This window comes from Sporosarcina sp. CAU 1771, assembly GCF_054482775.1.
Genome location: NZ_JBTLRN010000003.1, coordinates 143039 through 155329, shown reverse-complemented (window position 1 = coordinate 155329; position 12291 = coordinate 143039). Strand labels below are relative to the sequence as shown.

Annotated in this window: 11 protein-coding genes; all 11 read right to left on the bottom strand. The window is 41.1% G+C overall.

The window, feature by feature from the left end:
• Positions 1-4: 4 nt before the first annotated feature.
• Complete coding sequence (rplW, locus tag ACXYMX_RS04655; RefSeq protein WP_459043170.1) at positions 5-289, bottom strand: 50S ribosomal protein L23; 285 nt, start codon at positions 287-289, stop codon at positions 5-7.
• A complete protein-coding gene (gene rplD, locus ACXYMX_RS04650; RefSeq protein ID WP_459043073.1) occupies positions 289-912 on the bottom strand; it encodes a 50S ribosomal protein L4 in 624 nt (207 codons plus the stop codon). The genes rplW and rplD overlap by 1 nt, the downstream gene beginning before the upstream one ends.
• Positions 913-937: 25 nt before the next feature.
• Positions 938-1567 carry a 50S ribosomal protein L3 gene (gene rplC / locus ACXYMX_RS04645; protein WP_459043072.1) on the bottom strand — a complete coding sequence of 210 codons (630 nt, stop codon included), beginning with the start codon at positions 1565-1567 and terminating at the stop codon, positions 938-940.
• 40 nt (positions 1568-1607) lie between these two features.
• Positions 1608-1916, bottom strand: coding sequence for a 30S ribosomal protein S10 (gene rpsJ / locus ACXYMX_RS04640; RefSeq protein WP_459043071.1), 309 nt, complete (start codon positions 1914-1916; stop codon positions 1608-1610).
• Between the two features lie 261 nt (positions 1917-2177).
• Entirely contained in the window at positions 2178-3497 is a 1320-nt protein-coding gene (locus tag ACXYMX_RS04635) for a Na+/H+ antiporter family protein (RefSeq protein ID WP_459043070.1), read from the bottom strand.
• A gap of 235 nt (positions 3498-3732) precedes the next feature.
• A complete protein-coding gene (gene tuf / locus ACXYMX_RS04630) occupies positions 3733-4920 on the bottom strand; it encodes an elongation factor Tu (RefSeq protein ID WP_459043069.1) in 1188 nt (395 codons plus the stop codon).
• Between the two features lie 117 nt (positions 4921-5037).
• Positions 5038-7116 carry an elongation factor G gene (fusA, locus tag ACXYMX_RS04625; RefSeq protein ID WP_459043068.1) on the bottom strand — a complete coding sequence of 693 codons (2079 nt, stop codon included), beginning with the start codon at positions 7114-7116 and terminating at the stop codon, positions 5038-5040.
• Positions 7117-7167: 51 nt separating this feature from the next.
• Complete coding sequence (gene rpsG, locus ACXYMX_RS04620; RefSeq protein ID WP_459043067.1) at positions 7168-7638, bottom strand: 30S ribosomal protein S7; 471 nt, start codon at positions 7636-7638, stop codon at positions 7168-7170.
• A gap of 37 nt (positions 7639-7675) precedes the next feature.
• Complete coding sequence (gene rpsL, locus ACXYMX_RS04615; RefSeq protein WP_459043066.1) at positions 7676-8095, bottom strand: 30S ribosomal protein S12; 420 nt, start codon at positions 8093-8095, stop codon at positions 7676-7678.
• Positions 8096-8197: 102 nt separating this feature from the next.
• A complete protein-coding gene (locus tag ACXYMX_RS04610; protein WP_459043065.1) occupies positions 8198-8446 on the bottom strand; it encodes a 50S ribosomal protein L7ae-like protein in 249 nt (82 codons plus the stop codon).
• 135 nt (positions 8447-8581) lie between these two features.
• Complete coding sequence (gene rpoC / locus ACXYMX_RS04605) at positions 8582-12184, bottom strand: DNA-directed RNA polymerase subunit beta' (protein ID WP_459043064.1); 3603 nt, start codon at positions 12182-12184, stop codon at positions 8582-8584.
• Positions 12185-12291: the final 107 nt, after the last annotated feature.

The window sequence follows — 12291 nt, the reverse complement described above, 5'->3', positions numbered from 1 at the left end:
ATTTTTAGATCTCGAAAAGTTCGATGTCTTTTGAGTCTGCAGTTAATGTAACAATCGCTTTACGGCGCTTGTTTGTATAACCAGCATGCTTACCCATACGTTTGAACTTCCCTTTGTAATTCATGACGTTTACTTTTTCAACTTCTACGCCAAAAATTTCTTCAACAGCTTGTTTAACAACTGTTTTGTTTGCGCGAGTGTCTACTTCAAAAGTATACTTTTTAAACTCCATTTGTTCAGAAGAACGCTCGGTTATGACCGGACGTTTCAATACATCACGTGCTTCCATCAACCAAGCACCTCCTCTACTTTTTGAACTGCAGCTTTCGTCATAATAAGTTTATCATGACCTATAAGGTCAAGGACGTTGATGCCATTTGCTGTTACTACGCTAATTCCAGGGATGTTTCGAGCAGACAATGCTACTGTCTCATCTAGGTCAGCTGTAACAATTAGGGCTTTCTTATTAATTGAAAGGTCTTTCATGAATTGAATAAAGTCTTTTGTTTTTGGTGCATCAAATGCAAGGCCTTCAAGAACAACTAGATTTTCTTCAAGAACTTTCGTTGAAAGAGCTGAAAGAAGAGCAAGTCTACGAACTTTTTTAGGCAACTTGTATGAATAACTTCTTGGTGACGGACCAAATACGATTCCGCCTCCACGCCATTGTGGTGAACGAATCGACCCTTGACGAGCACGACCTGTTCCCTTTTGACGCCACGGCTTACGTCCACCGCCGGCAACTTCTGAGCGAGTTTTCACTTTGTGATTACCTTGACGTAAAGAAGCTTGTTGTTGAATAATTGCTTCGAATAAGACGGCTTCGTTTGGCTTAATCCCGAAGATTGCATCGTTTAGTTCGATGTCACCAACAGAAGTACCCGTCTGGCTTAATACAGAAATTTTAGGCATTTCAATTTCCTCCTTCCTTTAGTAGTCAGTTTCCTTTAACAGCGTTTCTCACTTGGATAAGTGACTTACGTGCTCCTGGAACGTTCCCTTTAATAAGTAGTAAGTTGCGCTCAGCGTCAACTCGTACAACTTCTAAGTTTTGAATAGTCACTGTATCGCTACCCATACGTCCTGGCATCTTCTTCCCTTTGAATACACGTTGTGCATCAACTGAACCGATTGAACCTGTAGAACGGTGGAAACGAGATCCGTGACTCATTGGACCCATTGAGAAACCGTAGCGTTTAATAACACCTTGAAATCCTTTACCTTTTGAAACTCCTGTTACGTCGATTACATCGCCTTCAGCAAAAGTTTCAACTGTAACCTCTTGTCCAACTTCATAAGCACTAACGTCCAATCCACGAAATTCGCGGATGAAGCGCTTAGGCGTCGTGTTAGCTTTAGCAACATGCCCTTTTTCAGGTTTGTTTGAAAGCTTGTCACGTTTGTCTTCAAATCCAAGCTGAATTGCTTCATAGCCATCCGTTTCTTGTGTCTTCTTTTGAAGTACAATGTTTGGAGTAGCTTGGATGACAGTTACTGGAATTAAATCGCCGTTTTCAGCGAAAACTTGCGTCATTCCGAGTTTTCTTCCTAAGATTCCTTTGGTCATTAGTAACACCTCCTGTAATGTTTTAATACTATTTTAATGATTAAAGTTTGATTTCAATGTCTACGCCGGATGGTAAATCCAACTTCATTAACGCGTCGACAGTTTGTGGTGTCGGGTTAACGATATCGATCAAGCGTTTATGAGTACGCATTTCGAACTGTTCGCGTGAATCTTTGTAAACGTGAACCGCACGAAGTACAGTGTAAACACTTCTTTCAGTTGGTAGTGGAATCGGACCCGATACACTAGCACCCGAACGTTTTGCTGTTTCAACAATTTTCTCAGCAGACTGATCTAGAATTCTGTGATCATATGCTTTTAAACGAATACGAATCTTTTGTTTTGCCATTATTTTCCCTCCTTTTCGCCTAATTTGATAGACATTCTCCACGAAAATTTCCCACACACATGCCATGGCAAAGCGGCCTGGTGTGTCGGCAACCTCTCGCTTCATCGCAGTCAAAAGACCAACATTCAATATTATACACAAAGGAATTTCATTACGCAAGTGTTTTATGCATTTTCTTTCCTGAGCTTTTTAATTATAAATCCTAGTGTGCTAAATTGCAAGTAGCCACGAATTAGTCAGAACAATTAAACACCCTATTTTTTAGTTTAGAAAGATTGCTGTTATCCAACCAAACACTACAAGTGGAATATTGTAATGAATAAATGTTGGCACACATGTATCCCAAATGTGGTTGTGTTGCCCATCAACATCAAGGCCAGCAGTCGGACCAAGTGTCGAGTCTGACGCAGGTGAGCCTGCATCACCAAGAGCCCCGGCAGTTCCTATGAGCGCGATGATTGCCATTGTACTAAAACCAAACTCTATACTAAGCGGCACAAATATTGCTGCGATAATCGGTATGGTTGCAAAGGAAGATCCAATACCCATCGTCACTACTAATCCGATAAGCAACATTAGTAGTGCTGCCATCCCTTTATTATCACCAAGTAGTTCACTCGAGTTGTTCACAAGTGATTGAATATGGCCAGTTTCTTTTAGTACTGCCGCGAATCCATTTGCTGTAATCATAACAAATCCAACAAACGCCATCATTCGCATCCCTTCATTCACAACACTATCTGCTTCCTTCCATTTTAGTGCACCGGTTATATATAAAATGAAAATCCCAGTAATAGCACCCGCTATCATAGATTGAGTCGGAATTTGAACAGCTAGCGTTCCAACTAGCGCAAGTACCGTGAACACCACATTGCGTTTCTTAATGTCATATTGTTCCTCACTAGTATCTATTTGATGATTTTCATATACCCTAGGCTTTCTATATGAGAAAAATACCGCTATGAGCAATCCAACGACAAGTCCAAGAACCGGAAATGCCATCGCCTTAGGAATATCTGCCATGTCAATAGCTAAGCCAGCCTTATCCATCTGAGTTGCTAGAATTTCATGAAATATAAAGCCGTATCCGTACGGCAATAGAATGTAAGGAACCGTAAGTCCAAACGTTAGAACAGACGCTATTAATCGTCGATCTATTTGCATCATATTCAATATATGCAAAATCGGTGGAACCAACAAAGGAATAAAAGCGATATGAATCGGAATTAAGTTTTGAGAAAATATAGCCATAGAAAGAAGAACGAATATAATTAAGACCTTCCCAAGTGCTGTCCTGTCCTTTTGACCATCTTTCTTGACTATTTTCAACATGACATTCACTAGAAGCTGTGGGATTCCAGTTTTTGAAATTGCTACTGCAAAGCCACCCAATAAAGCATAGCTAAGAGCGATTGTTGCCCCATCACCTAGCCCACCTGTAAACGTCGTAATTGTCGCATCTATTGAAAGTCCTCCTACAAGTCCACCAATAATCGCTCCTGCAACAAGAGCCAAAACAACGTTGACTCGCAATAAACTTAAAATAAGCATAATAAGAATTGCGATAATAACTGCATTCATTTAATTTCCTCCTACCAACCGATGCTTTAACCAATTAAAGCGATAAAGTATTTTTGGCACTTTATCAACTTATCAGAAGAGAACAGCCCTGTCAACAGCAGTTGATAGTTATATATTAATTATAGTAGTTTTACTTAAAATCATGAGAGTAGATTAAGTGATAAGCAGAGATTATCGATAGTTCATAAGATAAAAAAATCCCACCGCTAAGGGTGGGATTTTAAAAATAAAGATATTATTTTTGAATTGTCGCTACAACGCCAGCGCCTACTGTACGTCCACCCTCACGAATTGAGAATTTAGTACCTTCTTCAAGAGCGATTGGGTTGATAAGCTCAATTGTCATTTCAACGTTATCTCCAGGCATAACCATTTCTACGCCTTCTGGAAGATTACAAACACCAGTTACGTCAGTTGTACGGAAGTAGAACTGAGGACGGTAGTTTGTGAAGAATGGAGTATGACGTCCACCTTCTTCTTTTGAAAGAACATAAACTTCAGCTGTAAATGAAGTATGAGGAACGATTGTACCTGGCTTAGCAAGTACTTGACCACGTTGGATATCATCACGTGAAACTCCACGTAGTAATGCTCCAATGTTGTCGCCCGCTTCTGCATAATCAAGAAGTTTACGGAACATTTCTACACCTGTAACAGTAGTAGCTTTTGCTTCTTCAACGATACCAACGATGTCGACAACGTCTCCGATTTTAACTTGTCCACGCTCAACACGTCCTGTAGCAACTGTTCCACGACCTGTAATTGAGAATACGTCCTCAACAGGCATCATGAATGGCTTTTCAGTATCACGTGGTGGAGTTGGAATGTATGAGTCAACTGCATCCATAAGTTCAACAATTTTCTCTTCCCACTCTTCTTCGCCTTCAAGTGCTTTAAGAGCAGATCCTTTGATAACTGGAATGTCATCGCCAGGGAACTCATACTCTGAAAGAAGATCGCGAATTTCCATTTCTACTAACTCAAGAAGCTCTTCGTCGTCAACCATGTCACACTTGTTCATGAATACAACAAGATATGGAACACCTACTTGACGTGAAAGCAAGATATGCTCACGAGTTTGTGGCATTGGACCATCAGCTGCAGATACAACTAAGATTCCGCCATCCATTTGTGCTGCACCAGTGATCATGTTTTTAACATAGTCAGCGTGACCCGGGCAGTCTACGTGTGCGTAGTGACGAGTAGCAGTTTCGTACTCAACGTGAGACGTGTTAATTGTAATACCACGCTCTTTTTCTTCTGGTGCATTATCAACGTCAGCATATGACTGAGCTGTTCCACCTGATCTTTTTGCAAGAACCGTTGCGATTGCAGCAGTTAAAGTTGTTTTACCATGGTCAACGTGACCGATTGTTCCTACGTTAGCATGTGACTTGGAACGGTCGAATTTTTCTTTACCCATTATAGAAGTCCTCCTTATAAATACAAAAGTTTATTTTTTATTAGAGTCATTGGAGATTTTTCTCCAATGACTTAAAGCATACAATTAATTTATACTGCAAATAAAGATAGATTACAATTAATCGCCTTTATTTTTCTTGATAATTTCTTCTGCAATTGATTTCGGTACTTCTTCATAGTGATCAAACACCATTGAGAATACTCCGCGCCCTTGCGTATTTGAACGTAGGGACGTTGCATAACCGAACATTTGAGCAAGAGGAACCATTGCACGAACTACTTGTGCGTTACCACGAGCTTCCATTCCTTCAACGCGGCCGCGTCGAGAAGTGATATCGCCCATAATATCGCCCATGTATTCTTCCGGAATAATGACTTCAACCTTCATCATTGGCTCTAATAGAACCGGATCAACGTGTGCGACAGCGTTTTTAAGTGCCATTGAAGCAGCAATCTTAAATGCCATCTCGTTTGAGTCAACATCATGGTAAGAACCATCAAATAGTCGAGCTTTAATATCAATTAGTGGGTAACCCGCTACAACACCATTGTTAAGTGAATCACGAATTCCAGCTTCTACAGAGGAGATATATTCACGTGGAACAGTTCCACCAACAACATTATCTACGAATTCAAATCCTGCCCCAACTTCGTTAGGAGAGAACTCAACCCATACGTGACCATACTGTCCACGTCCACCTGATTGACGTACGAACTTACCTTCAACTTCCGCTGATTTGCGGAATGTCTCACGGTAAGAAACTTGTGGTGCACCAACGTTAGCTTCAACATTAAACTCACGACGCATACGGTCAACGAGAACGTCTAGGTGAAGTTCACCCATACCAGCAATAATTACTTCGCCTGTTTCTTCGTCTGTGTGCGCGCGGAATGTTGGATCCTCTTCTTGAAGCTTAGCAAGTGCTTGACCCATTTTATCTTGGTCAGCTTTCGTCTTAGGCTCTACAGATAGAGAAATAACTGGTTCTGGGAAGTCCATTGACTCTAGGATGATAAGGTTCTTTTCTTCACATAGTGTGTCGCCAGTTCCTGTATCCTTAAGACCAACAGCTGCTGCAATATCTCCAGCATGTACTTCTGCAATTTCTTCACGTGAGTCAGCATGCATTTGTAGAATACGTCCTACGCGTTCACGCTTTCCTTTTGAAGAGTTTTGTACGTATGAACCTGATTTTAACACACCTGAGTAAACTCGGAAAAATGTTAATTTACCTACATACGGATCTGTCATTACTTTAAAAGCTAATGCAGCGAATGGGCCATCTTCCATAGCTGGACGAGTTAACTCTTCGCCAGTGTCTGGATCTGTACCTTTCATAGGTAAAACATCTTCTGGAGATGGAAGGTAGTTGATGACAGCATCAAGTACAAGTTGAACTCCTTTGTTTTTGAATGCAGTTCCACATACAACCGGATAAAATTCAACAGCTAACGTAGCCTTACGAATTGCTGCTTTAATTTCATCAACTGTAAATTCTTCTTCATTCAAAAACTTCTCAAGAAGATCTTCATCAAACTCAGAAAGAGCTTCGATTAGTTTTTCACGATATTCAAGTGCTAATGGTAGGTGCTCTTCAGGAATTTCGCCAATTTCAACGTTCATTCCAGTATCATCACCATAGTTAATTACATTCATTTCAACTAAGTCAATAATTGAATGGAACTGATCTTCCGCGCCAATAGGCAACTGGATTGGATGCGCATTTGCACCAAGACGTTCGCGTAGAGTTCCTACTGAATATAGGAAATCTGCACCTGTCTTATCCATTTTGTTGACGAATACAAGACGTGGAACACCGTAGTTTGTTGCTTGACGCCAAACTGTTTCAGTTTGTGGTTCAACACCTGATTGTGCATCAAGTACTGTTACAGCACCATCAAGTACACGAAGTGAACGTTCAACTTCTACAGTGAAGTCTACGTGACCTGGTGTATCAATGATGTTAACGCGGTGACCCTTCCAAGATGCTGTTGTTGCAGCAGAAGTGATTGTAATACCACGCTCTTGTTCTTGTGCCATCCAGTCCATTTGAGATGCACCTTCGTGCGTTTCTCCAAGTTTGTGGATTTTACCTGTATAATATAGAATCCGCTCAGTCGTTGTTGTCTTACCAGCATCGATGTGAGCCATGATTCCAATGTTACGAGTCTTCTCTAAGGAGAACTCTCTAGCCATAATGTAAATCTCCTTCCGTTTCGGATTAGAGCTGTTATAGAAACCTTTATTTTACCAGCGGTAGTGAGCGAATGCTTTGTTCGCATCTGCCATTTTGTGAAGCTCTTCACGACGTTTTACTGATGCACCAGTGTTATTAGATGCATCTAGAATTTCATTTGCAAGACGCTCTTCCATTGTCTTCTCTCCACGACGGCGAGAGTAGTTTACGAAGAAACGTAATCCAAGTGTAGTACGACGCTCAGGACGCACTTCAACTGGAACTTGATAGTTTGCTCCACCTACACGGCGTGCACGTACTTCAAGTACCGGCATTACATTGTTCAATGCTGCTTCAAATACTTCAAGTGGATCCTTACCAGAACGTTCTCTTACAAGTTCGAACGCACCGTAGAGGATTTTTTGAGATGTACCTTTTTTTCCGTCAACCATCAATTGGTTAATCAGACGTGAAACGAGCTTCGAGTTATATAGTGGATCTGGAAGTACGTCACGTTTTGCAACAGGACCTTTTCTAGGCATGTTGTATTCCTCCTTTCGTGCTAATTATTTTTATGTTTTATTTTTTTACTTTAGGTTTTTTTGCTCCATACATAGAACGACTTTGCATACGGCCAGTAACTCCAGCTGTATCAAGTGCTCCACGAACGATATGGTAACGAACACCAGGTAAGTCTTTTACGCGTCCTCCACGGATAAGAACAACACTATGTTCTTGTAGGTTATGACCTTCACCAGGAATATAAGCGTTAACTTCCATTGAGTTTGTCAAACGAACACGTGCATATTTACGAAGTGCCGAGTTTGGCTTCTTCGGTGTCATAGTACCAACACGTGTACAAACACCCCGCTTTTGTGGAGAGTTTACGTTTGTCATTGACTTTTTGAAGCTGTTATAACTTTTTCCGAGTGCTGGTGATTTAGATCCCATCACGTTTGGTTTACGTGGTTTGCGGACCAATTGGTTAATTGTAGGCATCGGTTTTTCCTCCTCTCATACTTTCATTTGTAAGACCACACATCCAGGTGGTTCATTTTTAGGTAAAAAACAAAGTCTTTGTGCTTTATTGCACAAAAACGATTATACAGTAATCGCAACTACAGCCGTACCAACTTGTATTCCGCATGCTTCTCCAAGTTTTTTCTTGGAATCCACATACACTACAGGGATACCCTGAAGCTTCGCTTCTTCAATTACTGAAGAAATTATACGTTCTTCAGCATCCTGAGCAATAATGAGTTCAGTCACTATTCCTGCACGGATTGCTCTCACTGCCTGCTTAGTACCGATGATTGTCTTCTTCGCCTGTTCAACTTTTTCATAAGACATTTACATATCCTCCAAAGTGCAGACATTTAACTATCAACCTTTTGTATATTATCATTTGTTTTTAAATCTGTCAATACATAATTAAAAAAAGAGGGGGAATTACTTTTCAATTCCCCCGGAAGGTACTTCACTTATTTACTCTGCTGCTACTTTTTCGTCTGCATTCTTTGTTTCTTCTTTATCCATAAGGATTTGACGATAACGCTGCATTCCAGTTCCCGCGGGTACGAGTTTACCGATAATGACGTTCTCTTTCAATCCTAATAACTCATCCATTTTCCCTCTAATCGCAGCATCCGTTAGAACACGTGTCGTTTCTTGGAATGAAGCGGCAGAAAGGAAGGATTCTGTCTCAAGAGATGCTTTAGTGATACCAAGAATAACCGGGCGACATGTCGCAGGTATTTTTCCTGCTTCAAGAACCACTTTGTTCGCATCCGAGAATTGATGAATATCGACTAATGAACCTGGTAATAGATCTGTGTTTCCTGCTTCAATTATACGTACTTTTCGAAGCATTTGACGTACCATAACTTCAACGTGTTTATCACCAATTTCAACACCCTGACTACGGTATACCTTTTGAACTTCTTTTAATAAATATACTTGAACAGTAGCCACGTCTTTGACCACGATTAACTCTTTAGGATCGATAGACCCTTCAGTAATCGGTTCTCCTCTGTCGACAGTGTCACCAACAGCAACTTTGAGTCGACCATTGTAAGGCGCCAAGTACTTACGTGTTTCAACTTCACCCGTGATGGTAAGTTCTTTCTGACCTTCACGAATTTCGTCTATTTCCGTAACTACTCCTTTAATTTCCGAGATGACAGCTTGCCCTTTCGGATTCCTTGCCTCGAAAATTTCCTGGATACGTGGAAGACCCTGAGTAATATCATCCCCAGCAACTCCACCTGTATGGAACGTTCTCATCGTAAGCTGAGTACCTGGTTCACCGATTGACTGAGCAGCGATGATTCCAACTGCTTCGCCGACCTCGACATTTTCGCCTGTAGCTAAGTTAATACCGTAACATTTCTTACATACGCCGTGTTTCGTGTTACAAGTAAATGCTGAACGTATTGAAATCTCTTCAATACCAGCCTCTATAATTGTACGTGACACGTCTTCTGTAATCATTTCATCCCTCGCTAGAATTACTTTTCCAGTTTCAGGATGACGTATTGTTTTCTTAGTGTGACGTCCTGCGATACGCTCATCAAGTCCTTCAATCAACTCAGAACCTTCCATTAGCGCACCAACCACAAGGCCACGATCTGTACCACAATCATCTTCACGAACAATAACATCTTGAGCTACATCAACAAGTCGACGAGTCAGGTAACCTGAGTCAGCTGTTTTCAGTGCCGTATCCGCAAGACCTTTACGAGCACCATGCGTTGAGATAAAGTACTCAAGAACCGTTAGTCCTTCACGGAAGGATGACTTAATCGGTAACTCGATAATCTTTCCTGCCGGGTTTGCCATCAGACCACGCATACCTGCTAACTGCGTAAAGTTTGAGGCGTTACCACGAGCTCCGGAATCACTCATCATAAAGATTGGGTTCATATTATCAAGAGATTCCATTAGTTTATCCTGGATAACATCTTTTGCATGACTCCAATAAGAGATAACGCGATCATAACGCTCTTCTTCCGTGATCAAACCACGTCTAAATTGCTTCAGAACATTATCTACTTTACTTTGAGCTTCTTCTAGAATTTCACCTTTATTTGGAAGTACAACAATGTCTGACATTCCTATCGTAATTCCTGCACGTGTTGAATATTTAAATCCAAGGTCCTTCATACGGTCTAGCATTCTTGATGTTTCCGTAATGTGGAACACTTTAAATATTTCAGCAATGATATTACCAAGTATTTGCTTCTTGAAAGGTGCTACGAGTTCAGCTTCAGCAAGATGCTTCTTCACGTCTACTGTTCCGGAAACAAAATACTTTTTAGGCGTCTCAACTTGTAAGTTGAAATCTGTCGGTTCGTTGATGTACGGGAACGACCTTGGTAAAATCTCGTTAAATATTAGCTTACCTACAGTTGTAAGAAGTAATTTACCGTTTTGCTCTTCCGAGAAATTCGGGTTATTTAACGAGCCTGCTTGAACAGCGATACGTGAATGAAGATGTACATGACCATTATGATAAGCGATAATCGCTTCATCTGTATCACGGAATACAAAACCTTCACCAGCTGCATCTTTACGTTCAAGTGTTAGGTAATAGTTTCCTAAAACCATATCCTGAGATGGAGTAACAACCGGCTTACCATCCTTAGGGTTCAAAATATTTTGAGCTGCAAGCATTAATAGACGGGCTTCAGCTTGTGCTTCTTCAGAAAGTGGTACGTGAACAGCCATCTGGTCACCATCGAAGTCAGCGTTATATGCTGTACATACAAGTGGGTGAAGAGTGATTGCACGACCTTCTACAAGAACTGGTTCAAACGCCTGGATTCCTAGACGGTGAAGCGTTGGTGCACGGTTCAATAAGACCGGATGCTCCTTAATAACTTCTTCTAGTACATCCCAAACTTCAGAATGAAGACGTTCGATTTTTCGCTTCGCACTCTTGATGTTATGTGCAAGTCCACGTTCAACGAGTTCCTTCATAACAAATGGCTTGAATAATTCAATTGCCATTTCTTTTGGTAAACCACACTGATACATTTTCAAGTTTGGACCTACGACAATAACAGAACGTCCTGAATAATCCACTCGTTTACCAAGTAAGTTTTGACGGAATCGACCTTGTTTCCCTTTCAACATATGCGATAGGGATTTTAATGGACGATTTCCTGGTCCTGTAACTGGACGTCCTCTACGACCGTTGTCAACAAGTGCGTCAACCGCTTCTTGTAACATACGCTTCTCGTTTTGAACGATAATTCCAGGAGCACCAAGATCAAGCAATCTTTTCAGTCGATTGTTCCGGTTTATAACCCTTCGGTACAAATCATTTAAATCAGAAGTTGCAAATCGGCCACCGTCTAGTTGTACCATCGGACGGAGCTCTGGTGGAATTACCGGTAATACTTCAAGAACCATCCATTCAGGACGATTGCCTGAGTGACGGAAAGACTCAACAACGTCAAGTCGTCTGATAGCACGTGTACGACGTTGACCTTGAACTGTTTTCAATTCCTCTTTAAGGAAGTCTGCTTCTTTATCCAAATCGATTGCAGCCAAAAGACGCTCAATTGCTTCTGCACCCATTAGCGCTTGAAATTTCGTACCATACTTTTCACGATACATACGGTATTCTCTTTCAGATAGCAACTGCTTTCTTTCGAGCGGTGTATCCGCTGGATCTACAACAACATAGGATGCAAAATAGATAACTTCTTCTAGAGCACGTGGTGTCATATCAAGAATTAAGCCCATTCGGCTTGGGATTCCTTTAAAGTACCAAATGTGTGTTACTTGAGCAGCTAGTTCGATGTGCCCCATACGTTCACGACGAACTTTCTGACGTGTAACTTCTACACCACAACGATCACAAACGACTCCTTTATAACGAACACGTTTGTACTTTCCGCAATGGCATTCCCAGTCCTTTGTAGGTCCGAAAATACGTTCACAGAACAATCCTTCTTTTTCTGGTCTTAATGTCCGGTAGTTAATCGTCTCTGGCTTCTTAACTTCACCATATGACCATGATCGAATCTTATCCGATGAAGCGAGGCCGATCTTCATATACTCAAAATTGTTTACATCTACCAAGGAGCATACCTCCCTCTTGTCTTAGTTAGCGATTGCCTTTTCCGAGCAAGCCTGTACCTTTTATTAACTATAAAGAGGAAAATGATTTCTCTTTTCCTCTTTATTTT